Genomic DNA, 25,848 nt, shown 5'->3' with positions numbered 1-25,848 from the left:
GGACGCTGCACATCAACGGAGCAATCACGATCATGATCGGACTCGCCCTTGCGTTCTCTGACCGAGTTCAGAGAATTGATCACGGCTACCACGTGGTCCTGGAAGGCATCATGCACACTGCCCGGTACCGGAGCATGCTCACCGAGCTGCGCGACGCGCACCGCGGGCGGACGCTCTTCGTCTACCTCGACGTGTCGCTGCCAGAGACGCTGCGGCGCCACGAAACGCGTCCCATGGCGGCGGAGGTGGCGCCGGAAAACCTGCGCAGCTGGTACACCCCGCACGACGTCCTCGGCTGGCCCGACGAACTCGTCCTCCCCGAGACCACCACCCTGGAGCAAGCGATCGAGCGCATCGCCACCGCCGCCGGCCTGCCGTTGACCGGCCGCGACAACGACCTGCTCCCGGCTGTCCCATGACCGCACCACCCAGAGCAACCCCAGACCGTGCCGGTCCCATGGCGGACGGGGCGGATGACGTGTTCGCGGCGCTGATCGCCCGTGCCGCTGCCGCACGGGTGGGCACCGGCCGGGTTGTGCACCGCACCGACAAGGCCGTCGTCGCCACCGGCCGCCGCGACGGCCAACCAGTGATCGTGAAACTGTTGACCACCGACGACCCGTACTGGGTAAGCCGACGCCAGCACGAACTGCGCATGTACGAGCTGTTCACCGATCAACCGCCACCCGTGCGCGTGCCGCGGGTCCTGTACGCCGACGCCTACCTGACCGTCCTGGCGCAGCTACCGGGGCGGCGCCTGGACGACCAACGCCACCTCACTCGCGACGTCAGTCCGGCCACCGCACAGCTGGTCCTGAACACCCTCGACGCCCTCGCCGCCTGGAGGCCGACACCGCCACTGCCGCAACCTGTCGACTACCACGGCCGGATCGACGCCGAACACGCCGCCGGCATCCTCGACGACGCCGACCAGCACGCCCTCCACACCCTCGTCGACCAGCTCGGCCCGGACCGGGTCACCGCACACGGCGACCCCCTACCCGCGAACCTGCTCCTCGACCGCGAACGCTGCACCCTCATCGACTTCGAGCACACCGGCAGCTACCTACCCGGCTACGACCTCGCGCTGCTGCACATCGTCGGCGCCGCGGCCAGCCCGACCCTCACTGCCGCGGTCGCCGAACGCGTGCACACTGCCGACATCACCACCGCCTACTACGTCAACCTGCTCCTGCTGGCCTGCCGAGAGATCCGCCTGCACACCGTGCTGCCAGCACGCGGCGCGACCACGTCCCGGCTCGCGTACCTGCGACAGCTACTAAACCGGGCACGCCACGACGTTCAGGCACTGATGCGATGGGCTTGAACCGGACAACGGCCGGCGCACCGATCCAGCGCGGCCTCGCGGGCGGCTCACAGGCACCTGCCCCGCTGGGCCGTGACTTCCACCGCCTGTGGGGCGCCTACTCGGTCAGCCAAGCGGGCTCCGCCGTCGGGGCAGGCGCGCTGCCGCTGGTCGCGATCCTGCTGCTGGACTCATCGGCTCTGCAGATCTCCCTGCTCGCGGTGATCTCCGGCCTCGCCTCGGCAGTCATCGTCCTACCCCTGGGTCCCTGGATCGAGTTCCGGCGCAAACGGCCCGTGATGATCGGCGCCGACCTGCTGCGCTGCGCGGCCCTGGCCAGCGTCCCCATCGCCGCCGCGCTCGGCGCCCTGACGTACGAGCAACTGTGCGTCGTCGCCGTCGTGCAGACCGCCGGCACCATCGTGTTCAGCGCTGCCAGCGGCGCACACCTGAAGCACCTGGTCACCGTCGATCAGCGTGTCACTGCCAGCAGCCGATTCGAGACCTCCCTGTGGACGGCGAACAGCCTCGGCTCACCCCTGGGTGGTGTCCTCGTGTCCTGGCTCGGCGCTACCGCGTCCATCACCGTTGACGCCGCGAGCTTCTTGATGTCCGCGCTCGGGATCCGCCGCCTCCGCAACGCCGAACCCCCGCCACCTGCGCGGCAACCCGCCCCGAGCCGGGGCCGGGAAGCCATCGAAGGATGGTGGCACATCCTTCACCACGCTGGCCTGCGAGCCCTGTTCGTCAACGCCGTCATCTTCGGCGGCGCCATCACGGCCAGCACGCCCATCATCGCGGTGTTCATGCTCCGCGACCTACACCTGGCGCCCTGGCAGTACGGCCTGGCCCTCGGACTGCCCTGCCTCGGCGGCATCCTCGGCTCCCTCACCGCCGGCCCTCTCACCACCCGATACGGCCTCCGCAGGGTCCTGCTCACCACCGGCGTCGCCCGCACCCTCTGGATGGGATTCATCCCCCTCGCCCCGCCCGGCACACCGGGCCTGATCATCATCACCCTCGCCGACACACTCCTGCTGTTCATGGCGGGAACGTTCAATCCCACCTTCGCCGCCTACCGCATGAACCACACCAGCGAGCACTGCCTGTCCCGCGTCCTGACCGCCTGGTCCATCACCAGCAAACTCACCCAACCCATCGTCATCGCCGCCGCCGGCATCCTCGCCGCCGCCACCGGCCCCCGCACCGCCCTCACGGCAACCGCCGCCCTCACCCTCACCAGCGCCGCGTTCCTGCCATGGAAGACAACCCCGAACAATCCGCCCCACACCCCCGCCGCCAACCCGCCCAGAGGGACGTCGCCTACCGGCACGTCGTTCCGGTAGCGCGAGCACCCGCCTACCCACCGCCGTCACGGCCACCGCCACCACATCCAGGGAGAACGCAAAGTGAGCGATGACAACCCGCAGCGGCGGGCACCCCGCCGCTACACCGGCACCACGACCGATTTCGTGCTGGACGGCACCACGGGACGCCTCACCACGGCCACCTCGTCCGGTCAGCTCACCCACGTCGACCTGCGCGTCGGCAAACACGGCTCCACCCTCGCCGGCCTAACCGAAGCGCTGTCCACCGCGATCACCACCGGCCTGCAAGCCGGCGCACCCCGTCCGAGTTCGTGGCCCAACTACGGCACACCCACTACACCCCCTCCGGCGCAACCACCGACCCGGACGTGCCGCACGCGACCTCGCTGAGCGACTACCTCGCACACCGCCTCCACCGACAACACATCAGTACCCCGCCGCATCCAGACGTCGCGGAGCTGCGGGGGGACGTCCGAACCAGCCCGCAGCCACAACTGCCCACGGCCAGCTGGGTGCCACACCCCCGCAGCTGACCCGACTTCGATCACCCTCAACCTTGCGGAAGGCGGACAGGGCATGCGGGACGACGACTTACGCGGCCTGGTTGGCGCGAGTCAGCCGCTGATGCGGGCGCTGCGCACCGTGCGGGACTCGGGCCTACCGCACGCCTGGATCGGCGCTGGTGTCCTCAGGGACCTGGTGTGGGACCAACGCTACGGGCACGGATTCGACTTCTCCCAAGCCCGGGACATCGACGTGGCATTCTTCGACCCCACCGACCTGACCCGCACGAACGACGAGCACGCCACCGAACGTCTGACGGCGATGCGGCCCGGAGCGCCCTGGGAGGCGAAGAACCAGGCCGCCGTGCACACCTGGTACCCCGCCCGATTCGGAGGCAACCCCGTCCCCGCGCTGCGGAGCATCGCCGACGCGGTCGCGACCTGGCCCGAATACGCCACCGCCGTCGCGATTCGTCTCGACGCCGACGGGCACATCGCTGTCTGCGCACCACACGGACTCGATCACCTTCTCGACGGCATCTGGCAACGCAACCCGGCCCGAGTCAGCCAGGTCGTTTCCGCGCAACGACTGGCGCGGCAACGCCCCGCCCACCGCTGGCCCCGAGTCCGAGTCCTCACCTGACCACCCACGATCGACGCCAGGAGGCTCGCCCCGATGCTCGACGCCCTCCGAACGGACATCTCGTCCACTCTCACGATCGCTGCCGCCCAACCGCCGGTCACCTGCGACGCCACGCTCAACGGCACCGCAGTCCGTACGCTCATGCGCCGCGCGCATCAGCAGGGCGCCCACCTCGTGCAGTTCCCCGAAGGCGCCCTGTCCGGCTACGCCGGGCAGGCCAAGGACCACTTCGCCGACTGGAACGTCGACTGGACAACGCTACGGCGGGAGCTGAACAAGACGGCCGCGCTCGCGGGTGAGCTCGGCCTGTGGGTAATCCTGGGCAGCAACCACCGACTCAGCGGCGAGCACCGTCCGCACAACAGCCTCTATGTGATCTCCGACCAGGGACGCATCGTCGACCGCTACGACAAGCGCTACCTCTCCCACACGGAGATCACCCGCTTCTACACCCCCGGCTTCACACCAACCGTCCTCGACCTCGCGGGGTACAAGCTGGGCCTGGCACTCTGCATCGAGATCAACTTCCCGGAGCTGTTCCTCGACTACCTCCACAGGGGCGTGGATTGCGTCCTGTTCTCCACCTTCTCCGAAGACCCAATGTTCGCCGTTATCGCCCAGGGCCACGCCGCCACCATGAGCCAGTGGGTGAGCGTCTCGGTGCCCGCGCAATGCAGCACCGCCATGCCCGCCGGAATTATCGGCCCGCACGGCGGCTGGCTCGCCCGTTGCGTAACCGATGGCACCACCGACCTGGTCTGCGCCACCCTCGACCGCGACGCCCCAGAACTGCGCGTCGCCGTGCACCACGCCCGCCCCTGGCGCGCCACCGCCCGCGACGGCACCATCTACCGACAACGGCGCGTGGACGATCCGCGCAGCCACGACCGCACCGGGAGGTGACAGTGGTGCCGAACCTGCGCCGCTTGCTCAGCGGACAACCTGAGCTCCCACTGATGCTCGTCGGCCAAGGCCGCATCGACCACGCCCACCTCCCCGTCAACCTGCGGAAACAACTGAAGGAGCTGGCCGCCACCGACACGACGCAATGGGGGCTGCTCTTCGTGCTCGACGCCCGACGGCGCCGCTGGACCCTCTTCTCCCCCGACGCGGAGTACGTGGCGCTGTTCGCGCCCGCTGCCCACACCCTGAGCCTCGACGTCGACATCTTCACCACGAAGTTCCCCTGCTGGAGCAGCGGATGGCGGATCACCTAACTACGGCACCTGCGGGATCGCCTCAGGCTCCAATAGCGGCGGGCCACAGACGACGAGCATCGTCGGAACAGCAAGTCCTTGCGTCTCGGTGGACATCCGCGGCAGCGGCACCCAATCCAAACCCACCATCACCGGGCAGTCACACGGCAACTCGTCCGCACCGAGGGTCGGTTCACCGGCAGCCACGTCCACCGCGAAGCACGCCGTCAAGCCCGACGGGTACGGCACCTCGAGCAGATAACGCACCGCGACAGGCCGTAGCCTAACCTCCTCGACCACCTCGCGCCGGGCCGCGTCCTCTGCCGTCTCACCAGCAGCGATACCGCCCCCAGGCAACGTCCACTACTCCTGGCCATCATGGCGACCCGACGGACCGAGGGCACGCTCCCGCACCATCAACACTCGGCTCTCACGAGCAATCACTGCGGCGGCTCGTTGACGTAGCGTCACAGTCACATCATCCCCGCGAGATGTCGGCCCCATCGCATGCACGATGTCGTCGACGATCGAGTTCTTCTTCGAGACCTCAACCGAAGGCCCTCGGATCCGTATCGTCCCGGTCGACGACGACGCCGGGCAGGAAACACCCATTGCGTCGGAGCAGGCATGACTGGCGGGCGCGGAGAATTATGGCGCGCGCACACGGACGGCCTCGGCAACCGCCCATGCTCAACGTCGTCCAGCATCTTCCTGACGGCGGCGGGTCCGCTGTCGTCCACATCCGCCACCGTCGACATCCGACATCGAAAGACCCGGGCAACGTCCAGGGCCTCGCTCCGAAACCGGTGCCAGCGGCGACGTCATCCGCCCGTGGTCTGGCTCAGCAGCTCGCAGCGTCTGAAATCGGCGGTAGCCATGCCCGGCGTCATCTCCGCGACTTGAGCGATGACCTCGCCCTGCGGGCTGATGATGTTCGTTGGCCCGTAGCCGATCCGGTCCGCGCCACGCTCGCCGGTGACGTCAGCCGAGACCAGCCACATGCCACTCTCCCGTGCCCGAGCCGCGCGGATCGGGGTGTGCCGGTCCTTCCACATCAAGGCGGAGGCGCGGCGCATCATGTTCTGCGCTGGGACGAGGAGCAGTTGCGCGCCCTGTACAGCCACCGCCGCGGCCGCGGCGGGTACCCGTGTGTCAGAGCAGATGTTGATGCCGAACCGCACGCCTTTAACCTCGAAGGTTGGGTAGTCCTGACCTGGAGTGAAGAGCGATTCTCCCGGCATGAGGTGGGTTTTGCGGTAGACGCCGAGGAGCTCACCGTCGGCCACGACGACCGCTGAGTTGAAGTACTGGCCCGCACGTCGTTCGATGACACCGAGGACAAGGGTCTGCCCGATCCGGCCCACACGGCGCAACAGCGCAGCGAACGACGCGGAGCGCAGATCCATAGCGTGGGCGTCCAGGTGCCACTCCTGCACGAGATAACCCTGCAGAAAGCACTCCGGGAACAGCAGCAACTCCACACCCCGCTGATCAGCCTCGCGGCCGAACTCCTCGATGCACTGCACCGCCGCGCCGACGTCGCCCAGAATCTCCGGGGTCTGACAGGCCCCCACCCGCAACACCTCGGCCACCCCGCCACCCTAGCGACGTACCAGCCGCCGTTGCCCCTGGTAGGCAGAGACTTCAGGAATCAGCAGCCGGCCACTGAGCGTTACAGAGCCACATCTCGGTGTGCGCAGATCAGTCAAAACGACTCTTTGGCATTGAAAAACTCCACTGCACCTTCGTATGGTCGAGGCTAAGGCGACTGAGGGAAAGGGAGTGATTACTGTGCGCAAGGGCGTTGAATGGGACTGAGAGATCGGCATTTGCCCTGCTACTGTGGACGATTCGTTTCGGGAGGCTGGGATGACGATCGCGGGGTACTAATTGAATCCGTTCCGGCGTGACCGGTGGGCGTTGGTTCTGCTCAGCGTGTCAGCTGTCCTGGTGGCGCTTACGTGCCTCACCTGGGCGCTGCGTGAGACGTGGTGGCCGGCGCCTCATCAACAGGTACATTTGTGGATGGGTGCGGCGCTCATGGCGATGGGGGCCGCCTTTTCGGTTCCGATAGGGCCCCGGATGTCAGTCCGGGTCACCTTGACGCCGACGGCGTGCCTTGTAAGCGCAGCAGTGCTGCCAGCGCCGTGGGTGATTCTGTGCACGGCCGTCGGGGTCAGTGTGGCCCGGCTGGTGACGCGGTACCCCCGCTCCTCTGGCCTGTATAAGGCAGTGCACAACACCAGCATGGACATCGTCGCCGCCGCTCTGGCTGCATCGGTGATGTATGCCTTCGGTGTCCGCCCAAGCCTTGGGGATCCCGCTTCGGCTTCCCTTCTTCCTCGCGACCTGATGGGGTTCCTGGTCGCGGCTGTCGCGGTGCTCTTGTTCGAGGAGGTGGCAACTGCGGCGGCCGTGACGTTGGCGACGAAGCGCCCGATCCCGGTCGTGCTGCGGTACTTGTGGCGAACACGGTTGGTCGTCGCTGTTGTGGAGATCATCACCGCCGGCCTGGTCACGGTGGTCGCCGGACTGGACCGGCGGGCGCTGTTAGCGCTGCCGGCGGTAATGCTCCTTCTGCGGTTCATGCTCGCATTTCGGCTGCGGATGGATGAGGAGCGGCGGAGTTGGGAGCACTTGGCTGCTTTAAGTGACGCACTGTCGGCGCGGGATCTGGACGCGGTGCTGCACACCGCCGCGGGTGGGGCGGTCGATCTGTTTGGTGCCCGGTCGGCGGAGATAGAGATCGCAGGCAGCCACCGGCTGGTACGGGCCAGTCAGCAGGCCGGTATCGCTCGGGTGGTGTACGACGGCCCGGTCGCCGAAGCCCCGAAGGTCGCCGAGACGTGGGCACCGGTGCGGCACGAGATCGGGGGTGACGCGTCCGGGTTGCACGGAGCGGTGCGTCTGTACCTGCGCGGGCCGCGTGATGATCTCTCGGCTCGAGAGCGCGTTGCCCTGCATGCCTTCGCGGCGACTCTTTCTACCAGTCTGGACATCGCCCATGCCTACGGCTTGTTGGCGGCCGAGGCGCGCCGGCACGAGTTGGCGGCGACCACCGACGCGGACACTGCGATGCCGAATCGCGCGGCGTTGCTTAGCCGGGTCGCTGAGGCGGCGGTCGGGCCGTGTCATGTGGTGGTCATCCGTTTCGAGAACTATCATTTTTTGGCCGAGGCGATCGGCTGTGTTCGAGCTGTTGAGTTGCTGAACAGGCTCGCTGCTCGGCTGTGTCACGCTGCGCACGAGCCAACTTCGGCGGTGGCCCGAGTGGGTGACGTGACCTTCGCCCTCGTCGTGTGGGGCGTCACGGCGGACACTGCCTATCAGCGGGCGTGCTGGGCGGTGGCGGCTCTGCGGCGTGAGGTCAAAATTGATGAGTGTCGGCTGTTGGTGCGGGCGAGTGCCGGGATGACAGCCGGCGCGCCTGAGACCGCCGCGGACCTGCTCGACGGGGCGGAGCGGGTGTTGTCGCGGGCCATCAGGCGAGGCGAGGACAGGCTGGTGTCGCGTCAGTTGGGCCCGCTGCGTGAATCGTCACTTGCCCGTGAGTTGGAGCGAGCGCGGATGTCGATCTCATTCGAGGCGGTCGTTGACCTCACGTCCGGCAAGATTGCCATGGTGCAATCCATGCCGCGATGGCTGCATTCACGCCATGACGTGCTGGCCGCGGACGAGTTCGCTTATCAGCTCATCGATGACTCCGACAGCCTTGAGAGGCTAGCGCGGCAGGTGTTGACGCGGTCGCTGGCCGCCGCCGCGACCTGGCGCGACGCGCTGCCCGAGGCAGCGCTGGTCGTGCCGGTGCCGGCTGGCGCCCTCACACCCGCCTTCGCCGAAGCCGTGCGCGACGTGTTGCGCGAGCACGCTGCGCCAGGAAAATCGCTGGTGCTCGCGATCAGCCAGCCAACGGACCTGCACACACGCGAGGCGGCCGAGCAAATCAGGCAGTACGGAGTAGGACTGCTGCTGGACAACTACGGCAGCGGTCACGTCGGCCTCGACTCGGTCAACGCCGCAGCTTGGAATCTGCTGCGCCTGCATCCGGCCTACGCGCTGGACGCCGGGTGGTGGCCCGCGCGGTCGGTCATCCGCGCGGCGGTGGACCTCGCCACCGATTTGGATCTCTCCGTCATCGCCGCCGGAATCACCGCCGAGGATGAGCGGCGCGAACTCGCCTCGATCGGATGCGTCCTGGGTAGCGGGCCATTGTTTGGAGGCGAAATGTTTCCCAGCCAGATGCGCAGTCACGCCCAACTGTGGCAGCCAACAGCACTGGATCCCGCGGCACGCGTGCTGCGGCTACACCGTGCTGGCCGACCGGCCGCGCCGCGCCGCGCCTAACGGAAACAGCGGCGTGTCGGCCACCATCCTCGGACGCGGTAACGCGTCCGAGTTTCTACCGGCCACTACCGGCACGCAACGAGCGATCTCGGCGGCGACCAGCGGGGAATCATGCAGCGCGCGGGCCACGGCGGCCAAGCGACGAGCCTCGGCGCGCACGTCTTGCAGGTCGTGGCGGTCACGGCGCTGCCATTGCAGAGGTGGGTCGTCGGCCTCGGGTGGCAGCGAGGCCTGGCGGCGGCGCAGCGCAACGGCCAAGGTGGCGGCTTCCGCGATGGCCGCAACAGCGTTGTCATCGAGCCCGTGACGCTGAGCGCGTCGGGTGGCACTGGCGTGCACCAGCGGACTGCAATATGGGCGTAGTACCCGCAGCGCCTCGTGAACCTCAATGACCGTGCGGTGGCGTTGTCGGCTGCCACCAGCTTCGACGGCGACCTGCACCCCGGTGCTCGTACTGATGATCACGGCATCGGGCATGCCGGTGCGCAGCGTCATCCACAGACGGTGAACGTGCCAGTCGTTGCTCCGGTCGGCCCACCAGGCCGACGGCCTGCCGGGCAGTCGCATGAGTGGGAGGATGCGACTGGTGCGAGTAGACGGTCGTGTCGCACTAGCGGCTGCTCGCATCAACTGCTCGTAAAGCAGATCGGCGGCTAGTTCGGCCTCAGCCTCGACGTCCGGATCGACGTGGTCGTTCAGCACATCGCCGTCGTGATCGAGGAGGTAGTGCCCGAGTTCATGCAGAACGCTCTGGTCGAATGCGAGCGCTGGCATCGCCGCGTCGACGAGGATGTGATCCACACCGTTGCGCGCGACGATCACCCCCGGCGGCAGGTGGGTGCCCAAGCGCACCGCGTGCACCTTCAGCGGGCGACCTCGAGTTTGCCCGATCGCCTCGCACCAGGCATGCACCGTGTACGGCTCACACGGTGGCGGCACCCCCGCGTTGCGCAGGCGTCTCGCCACTTGAGCCCTGGCGAAGATCATCTAGAACCTCCTGACACTACGGTCAGTGCCGGACGAAAGATCAGAGTGTAGCCGCACCGACACCGCTCGCGGGTACCCCGGATCCGATGGGGCACATGGGCAACCAAAGATCGCTTACGCTCCGGGTCCACTTTCGACGGCAGCGTGCACGCCGCTGGATGCACGCGCAGACTCGGGGGAATCGGTGACTGACCAGCACAGAAGCACACAAGATCCCGTCAGTGGTGGGGCTACCGTCGCCCGGGTGTACGACTACCTACTCGGCGGCAAGCAGAACTTCCCAGCCGACCGCGAGGCCGCACGGCAGCTCATTCAAGCTGTGCCGGAGGCGGCAGAGATCGCTTTGTCGAATCGGTTGTTCCTGCGTCGCGCGGTACGCATGTTGGCCCAGGACGGAATCCGGCAGTTCCTCGACCTGGGCAGTGGCATCCCCACACAAGGCAACGTTCACGAGATCGCGCAGGCTACCGATCCGACCTGCCGAGTGCTGTACGTCGACATCGACCCAGTGGCAGTGGTCGCCTCAAACCAGATCCTCGTCGGCAACCCCACCTGCCGGGCGATCGAGGGAGACTTCACCCGCCCCGACCTGATCCTCGACGCGCTCTCCGGCGGCGACCCCGCCACCGTGATCGATCTCGAGCAGCCCACCGCGTTGCTGTACTGCGCGGTTCTGCAGCAGGTATCCGACGACCGGATCGACGACGTCGTCACGCCGATCCGCGGTCTACTCGTCCCCGGCAGCGCAATGGTCATGTCCCACTTGAGTACGGCAGTAACCGACCGGTACGGCGACTCCACCATCGACACAGCCAAAGGGGTGTACCGCACCCGAGCCGCCACCGAGATCAGCCTGCGCACCGACGCTCAGCTCACCGCCTTGTTCGGCGACCTCGCCATGGTTGAGCCAGGGCTGGTGCCGCTCAATGACTGGCGGCCCGATCTCAGCGAGCCGGACCCCTACGCCGGTGCGCCCACACCTTCTCCGATGCGGGGCGCTGTCGCGATCCGTCACTGAACGACCCTGAACCCAAGGTCACGATTCAGCCCGGCCGGTACGGCGCTGAAGCTCTCAAGCCGAGCGTTTGACGGCTTCAGCGCCCGCACCCACCCTTCGTCGGCCTGCCGCACGACGCCGCCTCCGCCGTTCAGGCCGCTGACGCCGGCGGACAGGGATAAGCCCACCGAAATCGTGGAGCACCGCGCCCTACGGTTGGCGCTTTTCATTCCACATGGGGCTGACAAGCCGTTTGCTGACTGTCCTGCTGCGCTTCACGCCGGTTGATAGCCCGGAACAACCCGCGCCCGCCGACGCCACGCTCGTGTTGCGCTCACGCACTCGGGCTAAGGCAGAAGCGTGTACCGCACTCAGGCCGCCACCGAGATCACTCTGCGCACCGACGAGCAACTCACTGCGCTGTTCGGCGACCTCGCCCTCATCGATCCAGGACTTGTGCCACTCAACCACTGGCGGCCCGAGCTCAGCGAGCCGGACCCATACGCCACCGCGCCGACACCGTCACCGGTGTGAGGTGCTGTGGGGACCCGCTACTGAGCAGTCCGGCGATCGGCTTCGGCCTGCGGCGTTCGCATCGGTGACCATGCCTGCGGATCTACAGCTGCCACGTTAAGGGCCATTGCCGCCGCGCACGCTGCCCTCCCGGCCCCGCGGCGGCAGCCAAAGGCCTCTCGACAGCGAATCGCGCGGCCGAAGCCCTAGCGAAAGATCCGCAGGCCGACTCGTATCACCTCATCATCGGCTCACCCTCGGGCAGACACATGAGCACAGGCAGGGCGTCGTTTCGCACTGCTCGCACGACCTCCGGCACCCCTGGGCGGCCATACCGGTGTGCATCGCGCCAGCCGTAGCCTGGCGGCAAATCCCCAGGTGAGGGCGCTTCTCTGGGTCTGTTGACGGCTCGGTGATGCTGCCAGACCTAGCCAGAAATATGGACACCGCGCTCGAGTACGTGCTGAATTGAACCCACTGGTGGCCGCGCCACCGACGCGAATAAGAGCAATTTCCCCGAGAACCTGCCGCACATCGCGCGTAGGGCAATCGCTCACGTCCGAAACAGGTAACAGAATGACGCTTCCGTCAATTCAATCTCCTATCTCGTCACGTTTGTACCGCCGCGCGTCCGCCGGGACGGTGCTCTGCGCCTTCGGCGTCGTAGGACTAATCGGAGCAGGGTGCACCGCGAAGGACGACGTACCCGCGGCTGTGACCTCACCCGGCCAGGTAGGTCATTCGAGCGCGCCGGCCACACCCGCACCTCCGGCGGCTTCCTACCGGCCGGTGGACGCACTGTGCACCCGCCTCGACCTGCAGGCCGTCGCCGACCTGGCCGGTGAAGTCGGCACCGCGCAGGACACCTCCCGCACCGCAGGCGGCACGGCCAACTTGGCGTGCGCGGTCACCGTCGGGCACCTCCCCGACGGCGTTGTCGTGACGGTCCGCGCGGACGTCGGCGCGCCCGAATCCGGGCAGCTGATGTACGAGGGTCTGCGCCAGGTGCAGGAGGCCAGCGGTCCGGTCACTGAGCTGCCCGGCATCGGCGCCGCCGCCTACACCTACACGGACAAAGCGACTGGCACCTACGTGGTGGCCTACGACGCGAACTTGTACCTCACCGTCGGCGCGGCACCTTTACGCATCGCCGCGGCTCTGCCCGCCGACCTGGCCAAACGGCTGAGCGCCGTCGTCTCGTCCGCAATGAACACCCTGCGCGCCTGAGCAGGGCCGACGCCCTTGCGCCGCAACTGACTGGAGGCCCCAGAGATGCTCACGTCACCCCTGCCGCCGGTACTGCCCGGGAGCGGCGCCGACGACTATGCCCGCTACATGCGCACCGACGAACTGCTCGCCCTGCAGAGAGGGCCGGCGGAATGGGTGCATCCTGACGAGCTGCTGTTCCAGATCGTCCATCAATCCAGCGAGCTGTGGCTCAAGCTCACGCGCTCCCACTTATCTCGCGCGCTCACCCACGTCGGCGCTGGAGAGGCGGGCGCGGCCGAGCTGCTAATTCGCCGGGCCGCGGAGGCGCTGCGGTTGATCACCGAGCATCTGCACATCCTGCGGTCGCTGCCACCGGCGCAGTTCGCCATCATCCGCCCCGTACTCGGCACCGGATCCGGATTCGAGTCCCCCGGCTGGCGGCTGCTACGCACCGCGAGCACCGAGCTGGACATCGCCTTCAGCCGGCTGCTGTCCACGCTACGCCTCACCGCGACCGACCTGTACCGGGGCACAGCACCATCCGATCCGCTGTATCGCCTGGCGGAGGCGCTAGTGGGATTCGACGAGCGGATCGCGTTGTGGCGCACGGAGCACTACACCGTCGCCACCCGCGTCATCGGCCAGGGAGTGCTCGGCACCCGCCACACCCCGGTCGACAGCCTCAGCAAGTTGATCAGCCACCGACGGTTCCCCACGCTGTGGGAAGCCCGTGCGGCACTGATGGACGCGTCCGCACCGGCTGCATGCCCGGGACAGGTTCAGCGGTGACCGCCGCGACTCTCACGATGCCCGCGGCGCTGCGGCAGCGGCTGGCCGCGCCGTCCAGCGGAGCCCACCTGGCGGCATGCAGCATCGCCCCCCGCACCATTGACGTCGACCAGGCCATGGCCCACATGCTCGAGGACCTGTCCCGGCCCGGCTTCTGGGACGCGTGCGAGCAGAAGGTTGCGCAGGCTCGCCGCCTGTTCGCACAGCTCATCGGCGCTGATGTCGACCAGATCGGCATCATGCCCAACGCCAGCATCGCCGCCCACCAGGCCGTCACCGGCCGCCGCTGGCGACGACGCCGCGACATCCTCACCAGCACCGCCGAGTTCCCGGGGATCACACACGTGCTGCTGGCCCAGCCAGGAATGCGGGTGCGCTGGTGCGGCACGGTAGGCGGAGCCGTACGGACCAGCGACTACCTGTCACAGATCACGCCGCGGACCGCCCTGGTATCGGTGCCCGCCGTCACCTACCGCGACGCGACCCGCCTCGACGTAGCCCGGATCGCCGCCGCCGCACACGACGCCGGCGCGGAGGTCCTCATCGACGCGTACCAGGCCGCTGGCGTGATGCCCCTGAACGTCAACACGCTGGGCTGCGACTACCTCGTCACCGGCGCCAGCAAATATCTGTTCGGGCTGCCCGGGCTCGCCTTCATCTACGCCCGCCACCCAGGGGGACCGCCGCCCACGCTCACCGGGTGGCTCGGCCGCACCGACCCCCACGCGATGCGGGCGACCATCCTCGACTCGCCGATGACCGCCAGGCGCTACGAGACCGGCACCCCCGCCGCAGCCGCCGTCTACGCCGCCGTCGCCGGCTTGTCCCTGGTCGGTGACCTCGACCTGCAACGGGTGCGTCACCACACTCAGCGACTGATCGCCACGACCGCCCAGCGCCTCGCAGCCCAAGGCGAGGTCGTCCGCCTGGCCGCCAGCGTGGACGCGCAAGGCGCCCACCTGGCGATCGTCGAGCCACGCGCCGAGGCGATGGCCGCCTGGCTCGGACACCGCGGCGTCATCACCGCACCCCGTCACGACGTCCTGCGCCTGGCCACCCACGCCTACACGATCGACAGCGACATCGACGTCGCGTGCGAGGCAATCGCCGCCTACCGGTACCGCGCCCGGGTCCTCTCCGGTGCACGCCGATGAACGCCGACGCCCTGCGACGGTGGCTGGCTGAGCCACGCACCGCCGCGTACCGCTTCCCGGTCCACGCCGTCATCGACGCCTACCAGCACTACGGGAAGCACTCCGTCCCCGCCGAATGGACCGTGCTGCTGCGCTGCGCCCGCGATCGTCTACCCGAGGTGCCGGACCCGAACGAGCTTCTGGCCACGCTCCTGAACATCCTGCTCGACAAATCCGATGGCCGCTTCGACTACCGCAGCTACCTGGCCTTGCCGCTGATACCCATACCCGATCCGGACGACAGCCCCCAGCCGGCCCATCGGCTGCTGGCCCGCCGCGACCGACTGCACACCCTTCTGCTGACCGACCTCATCGCCTTCGAGCTACGCGCCCTGGACACCACCAGCGCGCCCCTTCCCCTTCAGCGCCCTGACCTAGCCCTCGTCACCAAACGTCTACGCCACGCCGTGCGCGCCGCGACGCCCGCGCTGCGACGGCTCAGCTTCGTCATCCCCGACGCCGGCAGCCCGCTCGCGAATGCCCGGCGGCTGGCCGCGTCGGTGGCGATCAGCCAGGGCACCAGCGCACAGCAGATGCTGCGGACCACCATGCTGCCGGTCTCACGAGTCCACGACGAGTGGATGTTCATCCGGGTGCTGCAAACATTCGAGTTGACCTTCGGCCTACTCGCCGTGGACCTCGCCGCGATCATCACCGCGGCACAGGGTGGGCAGCTGCCCACCGTGGGCGTGCGCCTGTCCTTCGCCGCCGCGCTCCTGCGGGAAACAACACCGCTGTGGTCCCTGCTGGCCACCTTGCAACCGGCGGCGTTCCACAATTTCCGTGTCCACACCGACGGGGCCAGCGCCATCCAGTCCCGCGCCTACAAACTGTGCGAGTCGCTGTGCCGCACACCCGACCCGGACCGCCTGCACTCCGCGGCGTACCTGTCGGTGCCCGACGTGCAGGCGCGTATCAGCAGCGGGCAGGCCACCATCGCCGACCTCCTCGCCGCCATCCACAGCGACGAGCACACGCTCGCCGAACAGCCAGTCCTCGCCGACGGGCTCCGAGAGTTCACCGCCGCCGTCCACCAATGGCGCCGCACCCACTACCGCCTCGCCGTACGGATGCTGGGGACCGACCAACGCGGCACCGGCGACACGCCAGGGACTCCCTACCTGCTCCGCAGCCGCGACACTCCGCTGTTCGAAGGCCCCGACGCCACCGACCCTTCACAGGCCAGCCGATGAGCGTGCACACAACGCCAGCATTTCTGGCCGGCAGCACGCACCACAGCCTGCTCGCCGAAGCTCACGGCTTTCTGAGTCAGCGCCACGCTGAAACCGGCACGTCGGGGCTCGCACGCCGGTGGCGCGACGTTCGCGACGAGATCCGCGCGACGGGAACTTGGCAGCCGACCTACGACGAGCTGGCCTACGGGGCGCGCGCCGCCTGGCGCAACTCCGGCCGCTGCATCGGCCGGCTGCGGTGGCCCAGCCTGATCGTCCGCGACCGCCGCCACGCCACCACCCTCGACGAGGCCACGCGGGAGCTCACCGCGCACCTCGACGACGCCGCCAACGGCGGACACGTCCGCTCCGTCATCACCGTCCTCGCACCCGCCACCGGCACCTCGGCCCCGCCCGTGCGCATCGTCAGCACCCAACTGGCCCGATACGCGGCATGGCGCACCAACGACGGCATCCTCGGCGATCGCGCCAACCTGCCCCTGACCAACGCCGCCTTGGACCTGGGCTGGCCGGGCCCCGCTCGGCGCGGCGCTTTTGACCTTCTGCCGTGGCTGGCCGTCACCGCTGACGGACGGCTGCACCTGCTACCGACCGACCCGGGCCGGATCCTCGAGGTGCCGATCGAGCACCCCGAGCACCCGTGGATCGCCGGCCTCAATCTGCGGTGGCCCGCCATCCCCGTCGTCAGCAACATGATGCTGCACCTCGGCGGACTGCGGTTTCCCGCACCATTCAGCGGCACCTTCATGGCCGGCGAGATCGCCACCCGCAACCTCGCCGACCACCACCGCTACAACCTGCTCCCCACCATCGTCGCCGGCCTCGGTCTGCGCCCTGGCGATCGACTACGCGCCGACAAAGCGCTGCTCACGCTCCATGAGGCGGTGCTGCACTCCTTCGAAGCCGCCAGGGTGGCCATCACCGACCACCACCGCGAAAGCCGCCGCTTCGCCCGCTTCGTCGCCAACGAAGAGGCAGCGGGACGCCGAGTGACAGGCGACTGGAGCTGGCTGAACTCCTACCCCATGACTCCCCAGGACCCCTCCTGGAACCGCTACTACGACACCAGCCAACCCACCCCGGCATTCCTGCCGGACCCGCACTGCCTCGCCCTCACCGCCGGTCACCCCAACCCCGGCCAAAGACCCTCGCTGCGTCAGCACGCCGATGTCCCCCCGGCCGCTGCCGCTCCACCCAACCAATCCAGGGAGGACACGTGTCCACACGCTCATCTGCTCGAACCCACCACTGGCTGATTCGCCTGACCGCGATCGCGGTCACGCTGCTGAGCACCACCGCCGGCCTCGTCGTCACCTCCGCACCCGCGCAAGCGGGTGGCTGCCGCGTCGCTCCGTACAGCGGCTACCCCAACTACAGCGACCTCTACATGCTCTACGACGGTGTCGAGATCATCAGTCAGCCGCAGTACCCGAAATACCTCACCACGACTAGCCAGTGCAGCGACATCCAGATTCGTAACACCGGCGACAACGACTACTACGGCCCGTTCGACGCCTGCATCAACTTCTACGGACGCGCCACCTGCAACTACTGGACGCACGTGCCCGTCGGCCAGTGGCGCAACCTCGCGACGAACGTGAAGGACGGCACCAAGTTCTACATCTGGATTCGCATCGACTTGGGCAGGTGGTACGGCTTCAAGGCCGCCGGCGACTGGTGACCGATCGCTGGGGGTCGCCGCGGGCGGCCCCCAGCGTTCGGGTCGACGACAGCCTGCGCCCGCCGGCCGCGTTCGCAACCAATCCGGGGCACACCTAGTCGAGGATCTCCCAGGCCAGGGCACTTGGACGTTGCCCATCGCTCGTGAGGAACTGCCGGGCGGCTTCCCGGGCGGTCGCGTTGCTCACTCTGGTGCGCTCGGGCCACGCGTCGGTGGGGGTGCCGGCATAGTCGAACGTGAACGGTGGCCCGGCTTCAAGATCCGGCTCGTATCCCCAGGCGCTGCTGCCATCGGCGCCGACGTGATAGACGAACGACCGTTGCGGGTGGCCGACGCAGATGTCGAGCATGACCGGGAAATCCGCTCCGCTGGGAGCGACGAGGGTAACGCAGTAGGGCAGACGTTCGGGGTGGTCCTGAGCGACGCTGCTGAGCGTGGCGTCGAGTTCGGCGACGGTCGTCACGGACACCGCGCCGTCACCGCGTCCCCAGGTGATGTCGATGCTCATCGCCGGATCCCTTCTCCTGTTCCGACGTACAGCTTATGGAGCCACGTCCGGTCGCCGTCGGTGAGGAACACCGTCAGGCGAGTTCCCTCCGGCAGGATCGTGGCGAGGATCTTCTCGCAGACCAAAGGTCGTACCGGGTCGTCACACGGAGTGTGGTTGAGCACGAGGACCGCCTCCTCTGGGCCGCCGCGACGACGGAGAACGGCGGCGGCCTGCGCCTCGGCGTGATCCATGACCGTGGCCTGGGCCAGCGGCGGCTTCAATCCCACCCCGGCGGCGGGAAGCCGGCCGACACGCAGCTGGCGGCTTCGAAGCCGCCCGTCAGGCTCCGCCGAGAAGTCAGAGTCATGGATGACCGCGCTGTCGGCGAGGAGGACCGCTTCGGTCTTGTCGTGCGCACTGGTGCGACGCGCCAGGCTCGCAGCTGCCCGAAGGACAACTTGTGGTGTGTCAGGTGATGCGGGTGGTCGACGGTTCTCGTCGCCACCCGCCGTCAATTTCCCAGCCCACCCAACCCTCTCACCCGGGTGAGGATGTCCTGCACCTTGCTGGCTGACTGCGCGACCGCCACGCTCACGCCGTCAAGCTGACGGGCGCTGCGGTCGACCATCTCCGCCGCGGTGTGGTCGGCGGCGCCGTGCAGCGCCGCTTGAATCAACGCCCGCGCTTGGTGAAGTTCAGCGCCGGCTGCCCGGATCAACTCTCGGGACCGATCGAGATGAGCTTTCGCCTGAAGAAGCCGAGTCATCAGTTCCGCCGCGCTCACCGACACACTGTCCCAGAACATCGATGCTCATGCGATGGGCGGTCAGCGCAGACGTCGGGCCGCAAGCGTGCCAAGGGCCGGCGCTATCGCGACGACGGCCAGCGCGGCAGCTGGACTATGCGTTTGCCACAGGGTGGCGCACAGCGCGGTGCCGCAGCCGCCGCCAAGGAACGTCGCGAGAGTAAGGAGACCGCTTACGCCGCCGCGGGATTCGACGGCGGTGTGGGCGGTGACGTGGGCGGTGAGCAGCATCTGCGTGATGGCCGAGGCGGTGAACGCGGCGGTGGCCGCTGCGACGATCGTCCAGGGGCGTGGGGTGATCGCGGCGTTGAGCATCGTGGCGGTGAGGGTCACGCTCACCGCGGCCAAGACGTGCCGTGCGGGCAGGCGGCGAGCGGCGAGAGCGGCGAGTCGGGCCAGCGCCGCGCCGATCACCGCGCCGGGTAGCAGGAGCAACCCAATCTGCATGGTGCTGCAACCCTGCTGGTTGAGCAGGTGAGGTGCGGTGTAGAGCACGGCGAACAGGCCGGCGTACACGCCGGCGCCGACGATGGTGGCCTTGTGGAACCAGCCGGCGGACAGGATCCCGCGGGTGAGGAACCCGCCTGGGTGTATGCGGGTGCGCGCGGTCAGGCCCAGGGCGGCGGCTGCGGTGGCGGCGGCCAGGATCGCGGTGGTGAGCGCGCTGGTGTGGGGTGCGGTTTGGGCGGTCAGCAGCAGTCCGGCGGCGACGGCCGCGAGGAGTCCGGCGCCCGGCCAGTCGAGCCGGTCATGCTGCGCGGCTGGCGCGGTGAGGGGCAAGCATGACGGGATGGCGGCGATGGACAGCACCGGCAGGATCAGCGCCGCGCGCCATGACCATTGAGTGGCGAGCGCCCCGGCCAGCGGGGCGGTCGCGGCGAACCCGGCCATGCAGGCACCGAAGGTCGCCATGCTGGCCCGTCGGTGGGCGGCGGGTAGGCGGGCGGTGCTCGCCAGTGCCGCTGCCATGACCGCTCCGGACCCTGTCGCGAGCAGGACGCGGCCGATGACGACGGTGTGCAGGGTGGGGGCGACCGCGCAGATCAGGGCGCCGAGTGTCAGTAGTGCCGCGGCGCTCAGGAGTACCCGGCGGGTGCCCCACAGGTCGGTGAGTCGTCCGGCGGTGACCGCGCCGACGCCGACGCCTGCGGCGTATGCGGTCAGGATCCACGCCAGCCCCGCAGCGGTGGCGTGGAGACGGGTGGCGGCGTCGGGAAGCGCGACGGCGGCGGCGCTGACCCCGTAAACAGCGGGTCCATACAGGATGCCGAGCTGCCACCCCGCGGTTGAGCCGCTACGGACGACAGTGCTGGCCGTGGGTGTAAAGGTCAACGTGCTGGCGGGGGCCGTCATCGGATCCTCACTTCCTGAGCCGGCGCGTAGGCGTGCGCGTCATCGAACGGGTTATCCACAGGTGTCGGCGGCTGTGGATAAAGGTGTGGAGTGGGTTCTCGACGTCGGTGTGCCCAGACAGCGGCGGCCACGACGGCAGGTGCGAGCAGGAACGCCGCGCTGAGGGCGGCCACCGCGGCGACGGCGAGCGCGGACACCGCCGCGCAGGCGCGCTGGCGTGGTGCGGGCAGCAGACGCACCGCCGCGGCGAGGCCGAGCACCGTGACGCAGGCCAGGAGCGCGGCGAACAGGCGCATCAACGTCTCCACGGTGACCACGCGCGGTGCCAGCGCGGCGGCGACCGCGACGACGGCGGCGGCGCCGGCCTGCGCCGCGACGCCGCGTCGGGGTGCGCCGTCGCTGGTCACGACCGCGAGACCGCGGGGCAGGATGCGGTGACGGGCCAGAGACACGCCCGCTCGCGCGCCGGCGGCGACGAAGGTGACGCTGGCCGCGACGGTCAGCAGCACCGCCGCGCCCGCCACCGCCCCGGGCGCCCACGGCTGACCGGAGATGGCGAGCAGACGCATCAGCGGCACCGTGGTGTCACCGGCCTGGTTGCCGAGGACTCCAACGGTGCAGATGGCCAGGCCCGCGTAGAGCACCACGATGATGGCGAGGCTTACCGCGGCAGCGCGGCGCACCTGCCGCGGGTGGGTGAACTCGGCGCTGAGGTTGGCGGTGGCCTCCCACCCACAGATGGCCGTGAACAACACGGCGACGGCACTGCCGACCCCGGCCGCGCCGTGAGGCGCGAACGGGCCGATCCGCTGCGGGTCGACGTGCGGGCCGGCCACCATGATGACGGTGACGAGGAGCGCGACCAGGGCACCGGTGAGCGCCAACTGCAGGCGCCCGGACACATGCAGGCCCACCATGTTGGTCAGGAACACGACGGCCAGGAGCCCGGCCGCGATCCCCACCGTCGTCGCCGGCGGGGTGTGCAAGGCGGTGGCCGTGTAATGGGCGCCCGCCACCGCGCCAGCGACCACCCCGACGGGGACCGCCGTGTACAGCCAGCAACCAACGACCGCCGCGGCCCGGTCGCCGAACGCCCGGCCGGTGAACGCGGCGACACCGCCAGTGTCCGGGTAGCGGGCGCCGAGGTCCGCGAACGTCGTCGCGATCAGCGCGGACAGGGCAAGCAGCGCCGCCCACGCCAGCAGGGACGCCGGGCCGGCGGCGCGCACCGCGACCGCCGGCAGGACGAGGACTCCAGGGCCGAGGACGGCCCCGACGCACAGGGCCGTACCCCGCGCCACACCGATACCGCCGCTCATCGGATGCCCCCGGCAAGGGGGCCGCCGTTGGGAGGGCGGGTGCGTTGGGCCAAGAGCCTCAACGCCCGGGCGAAGTCGTTCTCGCTCGGCATACCCGGTGCGGCGAAGAGGGTCGACTGCTGGGCATCGACGCGCCGCCGCAGCTGCCCCGCAAGGTCCAGGCCCGCCCGGGTGGGACGCACGACGGTACGCCGCAGGTCATGCTCCTGCAGTTCACGCCGGACCAGGTCACGGTCGCTGAGCAAACCGAGGGCGTTGGTGAGGGTCGCCCTGGCGATCCCGATCTCCGCCGCGATAGCCGCCGGCTCCAGCACGTCACAAGCACAGACAAGGACCAGCACGTCGTAGGTGGTCCACGTCAGGTCCGCCTCCCGCAGCACAGTGCGCTCAAGCAGCGCGCGGACGGTGTTCGCGGTGCGGCACAGTTGCGCCACCGGGTCGGACTCCGGGCGCGACGCCGCGCGCCGGTTGGTCATGTGCCGGTGCACACCTGTCACCCGGCGTGAGGTGGTGGCGCTCATCGTGACCACCTGCGCTGGCGCGCACGGCGCACGGTCTGCCGATCGCGTCGCCGTCTTTCCCGACTGCGCTTGGCGGGTGTGGGCTGCGGTGAGCTCCCGCGTGACTGCAGGAAACGTTGACTGGGCATGGTGAACCCCGTTCATCCGTATGTTGTCGACCGTCGCTGGTTGCGGTCTCTGGCCCTACGTCCGGGCGCGCGTGATCGGCGTCTGTCGGCGGTGTCACCGCCCGTGGCGCGCTCCAGGACGCGGTCCTACGAGCCCGCTGCGACGCGAAGCTTCTAGTGATCGCCCTGCGTTGCGGTGAGTTGCCGCAGGTGACTCGGACCGCCGCCGGAGGGCATGCCGGTGCGACTGATCGCGGTCCTGTCGCTACGGCCGTAGGTCAGGCGTGCGGGGAGGAATCATCCGCTGACATGGGCGGGGCGCCGAGTGCGGCGTTGACCCGCTGACCGAGCAGGCGAAGTTGGTGATGGACGTCGACCAGCGCTGCCCGGCGCGACGCGGTGGGCCGGCGTTGCGCGGTGTCGACGAGAGCGTCGATGTCGACGCGCAGCTGGGCGAGGCTGGCGCTGATAGCGGTCAACGGCGCCTCGAACGCGGTGGTCGAACTGGTCCGTCGCCTAGTGACACCTCGCCCGGCAGCGCGTCGCCGAACCAGCAGGTGCGGATCGTTGGCCGTGCGGGCCTGTCGTTGTCTGATCACCGCTGCCTCTTTTCCTAGTCGCCACACCAGGGCCACCGTTGCCTGGTCCCGCGCCGAGCGGGGCCTGTGGCAGCGAGACACCGTGTGAACGATGGGCATGTCGTGGGGTGGAGGACCGGCGGGAAGGGCCCCTCTCCCCGCCCGCCGGCTCCCCCGGCCCATCACCTCACCGGCACGGGGGGCCCGATGAGGTGATGAGCTGGTGAGGCAGCTCCTGCTCGACCGTCTGCGCCTACTCAGGCGCGTCGGCCCGCACGACCGGAGTCATCGCGGCTCCGCCTGTCGGTGCTGGCGCGATCCACGCGTCGACCAGTTGACCTGCCCCAACAGCGACGGCGCGTCCCCTCCGACGCCGTCGCCCGCACATCCGGGTGGCCGCATGGCGCACACCACCCCGATCCGCTACGCTCCAACCAACTTCAGTTTGATTTTCACCGAACCGTAGTTGCCGAAGCGGTACGGAGAGCTAAACACGGAACACCGAGCGCGTCAACTGTGGTTCGCTCGTGAACCAACCAGAGTTGGGAGGACTGCGTGAGCGACACGCCTGCAGAGCAAGCCGAGGACGCCACCTCCCGGCTGATCCAAAGTCGGCTTCGCGAACTCTTCGAGGCCCGCGGCGAGGCCCGGCCGCCCTACACAGAGACCGAAGTCGCCCGGGAGCTCAAGCAACGCGGATACCCGATCACCTCGGAGGGCATCCGCGTTCTCCTGCGCTCACCCAAGATCAACCCCAAGGCCACCACGCTGGTTGCCCTCGCCGAGTTCTTCAATGTCCCGGCCGGCTACCTCCTCGGCGACGACGACGTCGAACTGACAAGCCGCGAGGCACGGATCATGGCCAGGTCCTTCGACAAACTTCTTCCCAGAACCCGCAGGAGCCTCGCCCGAGTGATCGACGAGTTCATGCGCCTGGAGGAAGCCGCGCGCGACAAGGACCCCGACTCACCGCACCAAGAGGTGTAGTCACCCAACCGTTGGAACGACGTGAGGTTCGCCCGCGCGCAGCAGCCGATGGCCTCCGCTCGGAGCATGCAAGGCGACCTTGTGAAGGATGACCGCTGAGATGACGCTTCGCAGGCGAGCAGCCGCGGTGATCGTCTGCGGGGACCGGGTGTTGATGGTGCGCGAGCGGGGGCAGGGTCCGTCCGGCCGCCACGATGGCCAGGAGTACTGGACGTTGCCTGGTGGCGGCATTGCCGCCGGCGAGACAGCGGAAGACGCGGTACGGCGCGAAGTCGTCGAGGAGGTTGGCCTTCGACCCCTGGCGGTTCGCTATCTACTCGACGTGCCGTACCCATCGGGGCTGACGTCCTGCTTCGCCGTGCAGGTCGCTGACGGTGAGCCCTCATTGGGCAAGGACACCTTGTCCTGCGACTGCCCGGTCATGGTCGGCATGGACTGGGTGCCTCTGCCGCAGCTCCACACCGAGACGCCCGGACTGCCCATCCCGACGATGATCGTCGTCTGGGATCCCGCAATGCCCCAGTAGCGGACCGGGTCGCTCTAGAGAGTGAGCAGAGGCGGCATGGTCTCGGCTGCGGCGAAAGGGACGGGTGACGGGGCGGGCTAGTCGACGGGAACCGCCAGCGTGAGGAAGCCTCCCGCGCGGCTTACGGGGCCGTCGTGATCACCCGCTCGGCGAGCACGATGTCGGCGGGTGTCAACGTACGGGTTCCGATGCAGAGCCGAGTACGCCAAATGTGCACAGGTCGGGGAGGCGAAGCACTCTCCACGCTGCCGATGGCGTCCGGCTCGGCGAACAACATCCGCTAATCACGGTGAATGCGCAGTGGATGAGGGCTGACGGCCCGAATCGCGGCTATGAGAGTAAGCAGTCGTCGGGGTAGCGCAGGACCGGGCTGTTGTCGTCGGTTGCAGCTCGATCCTCCCGCCGATAAGCAGAGGGATCCTGCGGGGGTGTGCCCGAACTCGACGCAGAGGGCTTGGACCACCTTGCCGCAGGCAGACCCCCTTGATCTTGTGCGCCCGAAGAAAATCGAACCCCTAACCTTCTGATCCATAGTCGGCTAGCCCTCAATCCAGCGCCGCGTGGCAAGTCGCGCAAACCGTTGCTCAGCAACGACCGGCGCCCTGGCGCTCCACGACCTCGGCTACCGCCGCCCGGCCGGACCAGTCTGGTCCGCTACCAGCAGGAGAAGCCGAGGCCGCTCCCTGAGCGGCCACGAAACCTGCAGCAAGTCGGTGTCGTCGCTGCTGGCCGAAGCCTCGGCATCAGTGGCCGAGCGTGCTCCGCCGTCCGCGGTCGCCGCCCTGGCCCATTTCCGATGCCGATCGCTCCGACCAATCGGGCACGACCGCGCCCCAGCCTCACACGATCCCACCCCCCAATGAGGAGACAATCATGCGACCCCACGAACACAAAGACTCAGCATCACCAGAGCAATTTCCAAACTCCACGCCGGCCCACTCGCAGATCGTTTGGACCGCCGAGAGTATCCGCGCCTTGGGTGCCAGCACCGACTTGGCTACCGCTGCGTCGGTGCTCGGCATGTCCCGCTCCACTGCTTACAAGCTGATCCGCCGTGGAGCGTTTCCCGTGCCGCACTTCCGCATCGGCGCCCACTACCGGATCCCCACCGCCCCGCTGCTGGCCGCCCTGCACCTGCTCGACACCCCCGCCCCTGGTGAGGCCAGCGCCGCAACGGACACCTTCCCACGCTGTCCCGGCGCGGCAGGTGCCGGTGCATCCACTCGATCGAGTCGGCGTACACGTTGGGGGTGGCCATCTCGACGGTGGCCGGCAGGTTG

28 protein-coding genes and 1 pseudogene are annotated in these 25,848 nt (G+C 68.7%); 19 read left to right on the top strand and 10 right to left on the bottom strand.

Annotation, left to right across the window (positions count from 1 at the left end; translation table 11 throughout):
- The 7 genes from ABZS40_RS33835 to ABZS40_RS33805 form a co-directional block, all read left to right on the top strand.
- A partial coding sequence (locus ABZS40_RS33835) for a kinase (RefSeq protein ID WP_354948409.1) occupies positions 1-419 on the top strand: 419 nt, incomplete at its 5' end.
- A 38-nt stretch (positions 420-457) separates the two neighbouring features.
- Positions 458-1,327: a hypothetical protein gene (locus ABZS40_RS33830; protein WP_354948407.1), complete on the top strand. Its 870-nt coding sequence runs from the start codon at positions 458-460 to the stop codon at positions 1,325-1,327.
- A complete protein-coding gene (locus ABZS40_RS33825) occupies positions 1,324-2,652 on the top strand; it encodes an MFS transporter (protein ID WP_354948405.1) in 1,329 nt (442 codons plus the stop codon). The genes ABZS40_RS33830 and ABZS40_RS33825 overlap by 4 nt, the downstream gene beginning before the upstream one ends.
- A 63-nt stretch (positions 2,653-2,715) precedes the next feature.
- Complete coding sequence (locus ABZS40_RS33820; RefSeq protein WP_354948403.1) at positions 2,716-3,024, top strand: hypothetical protein; 309 nt, start codon at positions 2,716-2,718, stop codon at positions 3,022-3,024.
- 186 nt (positions 3,025-3,210) lie between these two features.
- Positions 3,211-3,780 (top strand): nucleotidyltransferase family protein, encoded by a 570-nt coding sequence (locus ABZS40_RS33815; protein WP_354948401.1) that lies wholly within the window; start codon positions 3,211-3,213, stop codon positions 3,778-3,780.
- 33 nt (positions 3,781-3,813) lie between these two features.
- Positions 3,814-4,683 (top strand): carbon-nitrogen hydrolase family protein, encoded by an 870-nt coding sequence (locus tag ABZS40_RS33810; RefSeq protein ID WP_354948399.1) that lies wholly within the window; start codon positions 3,814-3,816, stop codon positions 4,681-4,683.
- A 53-nt stretch (positions 4,684-4,736) separates the two neighbouring features.
- A complete protein-coding gene (locus ABZS40_RS33805; RefSeq protein WP_354948397.1) occupies positions 4,737-4,997 on the top strand; it encodes a hypothetical protein in 261 nt (86 codons plus the stop codon).
- Here ABZS40_RS33805 and ABZS40_RS33800 read toward each other — a convergent pair whose 3' ends face one another.
- Complete coding sequence (locus ABZS40_RS33800; protein ID WP_354948395.1) at positions 4,998-5,333, bottom strand: NUDIX domain-containing protein; 336 nt, start codon at positions 5,331-5,333, stop codon at positions 4,998-5,000.
- 464 nt (positions 5,334-5,797) lie between these two features.
- Positions 5,798-6,568 carry a carbon-nitrogen hydrolase family protein gene (locus tag ABZS40_RS33795; protein WP_354948393.1) on the bottom strand — a complete coding sequence of 257 codons (771 nt, stop codon included), beginning with the start codon at positions 6,566-6,568 and terminating at the stop codon, positions 5,798-5,800.
- Between the two features lie 655 nt (positions 6,569-7,223).
- Here ABZS40_RS33795 and ABZS40_RS33790 point away from each other — a divergent pair.
- Complete coding sequence (locus ABZS40_RS33790; RefSeq protein WP_354948391.1) at positions 7,224-9,320, top strand: EAL domain-containing protein; 2,097 nt, start codon at positions 7,224-7,226, stop codon at positions 9,318-9,320.
- Here ABZS40_RS33790 and ABZS40_RS33785 read toward each other — a convergent pair.
- Positions 9,279-10,307 (bottom strand): DUF6545 domain-containing protein, encoded by a 1,029-nt coding sequence (locus tag ABZS40_RS33785; RefSeq protein WP_354948389.1) that lies wholly within the window; start codon positions 10,305-10,307, stop codon positions 9,279-9,281. The genes ABZS40_RS33790 and ABZS40_RS33785 overlap by 42 nt on opposite strands.
- A gap of 244 nt (positions 10,308-10,551) precedes the next feature.
- Here ABZS40_RS33785 and ABZS40_RS33780 point away from each other — a divergent pair, with 244 nt between their 5' ends.
- The 8 genes from ABZS40_RS33780 (at position 10,552) to ABZS40_RS33745 (ending at position 17,882) form a co-directional block, all read left to right on the top strand.
- Positions 10,552-11,325 (top strand): SAM-dependent methyltransferase, encoded by a 774-nt coding sequence (locus tag ABZS40_RS33780; protein ID WP_354948387.1) that lies wholly within the window; start codon positions 10,552-10,554, stop codon positions 11,323-11,325.
- A gap of 339 nt (positions 11,326-11,664) precedes the next feature.
- A complete protein-coding gene (locus ABZS40_RS33775) occupies positions 11,665-11,838 on the top strand; it encodes an SAM-dependent methyltransferase (protein ID WP_354948385.1) in 174 nt (57 codons plus the stop codon).
- A gap of 768 nt (positions 11,839-12,606) precedes the next feature.
- Positions 12,607-13,044: a hypothetical protein gene (locus ABZS40_RS33770; RefSeq protein WP_354948383.1), complete on the top strand. Its 438-nt coding sequence runs from the start codon at positions 12,607-12,609 to the stop codon at positions 13,042-13,044.
- A 45-nt stretch (positions 13,045-13,089) separates the two neighbouring features.
- On the top strand, positions 13,090-13,815 hold the full coding sequence (locus ABZS40_RS33765; protein WP_354948381.1) for a tryptophan 2,3-dioxygenase family protein: 726 nt from the start codon (positions 13,090-13,092) through the stop codon (positions 13,813-13,815).
- Positions 13,812-14,969, top strand: a complete 1,158-nt coding sequence (locus tag ABZS40_RS33760; protein ID WP_354948379.1) for an aminotransferase class V-fold PLP-dependent enzyme — start codon at positions 13,812-13,814, stop codon at positions 14,967-14,969. Before ABZS40_RS33765 ends, ABZS40_RS33760 begins: the two co-directional genes overlap by 4 nt.
- Positions 14,966-16,201 carry a hypothetical protein gene (locus ABZS40_RS33755; RefSeq protein ID WP_354948377.1) on the top strand — a complete coding sequence of 412 codons (1,236 nt, stop codon included), beginning with the start codon at positions 14,966-14,968 and terminating at the stop codon, positions 16,199-16,201. The genes ABZS40_RS33760 and ABZS40_RS33755 overlap by 4 nt, the downstream gene beginning before the upstream one ends.
- On the top strand, positions 16,198-17,457 hold the full coding sequence (locus ABZS40_RS33750; RefSeq protein ID WP_354948375.1) for a nitric oxide synthase oxygenase: 1,260 nt from the start codon (positions 16,198-16,200) through the stop codon (positions 17,455-17,457). Before ABZS40_RS33755 ends, ABZS40_RS33750 begins: the two co-directional genes overlap by 4 nt.
- Positions 17,418-17,882 (top strand): hypothetical protein, encoded by a 465-nt coding sequence (locus tag ABZS40_RS33745; protein ID WP_354948373.1) that lies wholly within the window; start codon positions 17,418-17,420, stop codon positions 17,880-17,882. Before ABZS40_RS33750 ends, ABZS40_RS33745 begins: the two co-directional genes overlap by 40 nt.
- 94 nt (positions 17,883-17,976) lie before the next feature.
- On the opposite strand, the gene ABZS40_RS33740 is transcribed toward ABZS40_RS33745, so the two are convergent.
- The 7 genes from ABZS40_RS33740 to ABZS40_RS33710 all read right to left on the bottom strand — a co-directional run bounded on the left by ABZS40_RS33740 (position 17,977) and on the right by ABZS40_RS33710 (position 23,076).
- Positions 17,977-18,390: an Imm1 family immunity protein gene (locus ABZS40_RS33740; RefSeq protein ID WP_354948371.1), complete on the bottom strand. Its 414-nt coding sequence runs from the start codon at positions 18,388-18,390 to the stop codon at positions 17,977-17,979.
- On the bottom strand, positions 18,387-18,887 hold the full coding sequence (locus tag ABZS40_RS33735; RefSeq protein WP_278124733.1) for a DddA-like double-stranded DNA deaminase toxin: 501 nt from the start codon (positions 18,885-18,887) through the stop codon (positions 18,387-18,389). Before ABZS40_RS33735 ends, ABZS40_RS33740 begins: the two co-directional genes overlap by 4 nt.
- Positions 18,884-19,177: a hypothetical protein gene (locus ABZS40_RS33730; RefSeq protein WP_354948369.1), complete on the bottom strand. Its 294-nt coding sequence runs from the start codon at positions 19,175-19,177 to the stop codon at positions 18,884-18,886. Before ABZS40_RS33730 ends, ABZS40_RS33735 begins: the two co-directional genes overlap by 4 nt.
- A gap of 21 nt (positions 19,178-19,198) precedes the next feature.
- Positions 19,199-20,530, bottom strand: a complete 1,332-nt coding sequence (locus ABZS40_RS33725) for an MFS transporter (RefSeq protein WP_354948367.1) — start codon at positions 20,528-20,530, stop codon at positions 19,199-19,201.
- Positions 20,527-21,849, bottom strand: a complete 1,323-nt coding sequence (locus ABZS40_RS33720) for an APC family permease (RefSeq protein ID WP_354948365.1) — start codon at positions 21,847-21,849, stop codon at positions 20,527-20,529. Before ABZS40_RS33720 ends, ABZS40_RS33725 begins: the two co-directional genes overlap by 4 nt.
- Positions 21,846-22,370, bottom strand: a complete 525-nt coding sequence (locus ABZS40_RS33715) for a MarR family winged helix-turn-helix transcriptional regulator (RefSeq protein WP_354948363.1) — start codon at positions 22,368-22,370, stop codon at positions 21,846-21,848. The genes ABZS40_RS33720 and ABZS40_RS33715 overlap by 4 nt, the downstream gene beginning before the upstream one ends.
- A 385-nt stretch (positions 22,371-22,755) precedes the next feature.
- The gene (locus tag ABZS40_RS33710; protein WP_354948361.1) at positions 22,756-23,076 is read right to left on the bottom strand and encodes a hypothetical protein; all 321 of its coding nucleotides are present in this window, start codon (positions 23,074-23,076) and stop codon (positions 22,756-22,758) included.
- A 534-nt stretch (positions 23,077-23,610) separates the two neighbouring features.
- On the opposite strand from ABZS40_RS33710, the gene ABZS40_RS33705 reads away from it, so the two are divergent.
- The 3 genes and pseudogenes from ABZS40_RS33705 to ABZS40_RS33695 form a co-directional block, all read left to right on the top strand.
- Entirely contained in the window at positions 23,611-24,042 is a 432-nt protein-coding gene (locus ABZS40_RS33705) for a hypothetical protein (protein WP_354948359.1), read from the top strand.
- A 100-nt stretch (positions 24,043-24,142) separates the two neighbouring features.
- Complete coding sequence (locus ABZS40_RS33700; RefSeq protein WP_354948357.1) at positions 24,143-24,568, top strand: NUDIX hydrolase; 426 nt, start codon at positions 24,143-24,145, stop codon at positions 24,566-24,568.
- An 873-nt stretch (positions 24,569-25,441) separates the two neighbouring features.
- A pseudogene (locus tag ABZS40_RS33695) lies at positions 25,442-25,630 on the top strand (DNA-binding protein); the annotation flags it as partial.
- Positions 25,631-25,848 lie beyond the last annotated feature (218 nt).

The organism is Micromonospora sp. NPDC005324, from assembly GCF_040607155.1.
GTDB classification, from domain to species: Bacteria; Actinomycetota; Actinomycetes; order Mycobacteriales; family Micromonosporaceae; genus Micromonospora; species Micromonospora trifolii.
Note: the sequence above shows the minus strand (reverse complement) of the source record. Positions and strands in the feature narration are given on the sequence as shown.

What these genes read in the sequence shown, in the direction of transcription:
- ABZS40_RS33810 (WP_354948399.1), top strand. Translation starts at nt 3,814, where the DNA reads ATGCTCGACGCCCTCCGAACGGACATCTCGTCCACTCTCACGATCGCT.
- ABZS40_RS33730 (WP_354948369.1), bottom strand. Translation starts at nt 19,177, where the DNA reads ATGTTCTGGGACAGTGTGTCGGTGAGCGCGGCGGAACTGATGACTCGG.
- ABZS40_RS33785 (WP_354948389.1), bottom strand. Translation starts at nt 10,307, where the DNA reads ATGATCTTCGCCAGGGCTCAAGTGGCGAGACGCCTGCGCAACGCGGGG.
- ABZS40_RS33830 (WP_354948407.1), top strand. Translation starts at nt 458, where the DNA reads ATGGCGGACGGGGCGGATGACGTGTTCGCGGCGCTGATCGCCCGTGCC.
- ABZS40_RS33725 (WP_354948367.1), bottom strand. Translation starts at nt 20,530, where the DNA reads ATGACGGCCCCCGCCAGCACGTTGACCTTTACACCCACGGCCAGCACT.
- ABZS40_RS33720 (WP_354948365.1), bottom strand. Translation starts at nt 21,849, where the DNA reads ATGAGCGGCGGTATCGGTGTGGCGCGGGGTACGGCCCTGTGCGTCGGG.
- ABZS40_RS33740 (WP_354948371.1), bottom strand. Translation starts at nt 18,390, where the DNA reads ATGAGCATCGACATCACCTGGGGACGCGGTGACGGCGCGGTGTCCGTG.
- ABZS40_RS33805 (WP_354948397.1), top strand. Translation starts at nt 4,737, where the DNA reads ATGCTCGTCGGCCAAGGCCGCATCGACCACGCCCACCTCCCCGTCAAC.
- ABZS40_RS33815 (WP_354948401.1), top strand. Translation starts at nt 3,211, where the DNA reads ATGCGGGACGACGACTTACGCGGCCTGGTTGGCGCGAGTCAGCCGCTG.
- ABZS40_RS33700 (WP_354948357.1), top strand. Translation starts at nt 24,143, where the DNA reads ATGACGCTTCGCAGGCGAGCAGCCGCGGTGATCGTCTGCGGGGACCGG.
- ABZS40_RS33790 (WP_354948391.1), top strand. Translation starts at nt 7,224, where the DNA reads ATGGACATCGTCGCCGCCGCTCTGGCTGCATCGGTGATGTATGCCTTC.
- ABZS40_RS33765 (WP_354948381.1), top strand. Translation starts at nt 13,090, where the DNA reads ATGCTCACGTCACCCCTGCCGCCGGTACTGCCCGGGAGCGGCGCCGAC.
- ABZS40_RS33750 (WP_354948375.1), top strand. Translation starts at nt 16,198, where the DNA reads ATGAGCGTGCACACAACGCCAGCATTTCTGGCCGGCAGCACGCACCAC.
- ABZS40_RS33715 (WP_354948363.1), bottom strand. Translation starts at nt 22,370, where the DNA reads ATGAGCGCCACCACCTCACGCCGGGTGACAGGTGTGCACCGGCACATG.
- ABZS40_RS33755 (WP_354948377.1), top strand. Translation starts at nt 14,966, where the DNA reads ATGAACGCCGACGCCCTGCGACGGTGGCTGGCTGAGCCACGCACCGCC.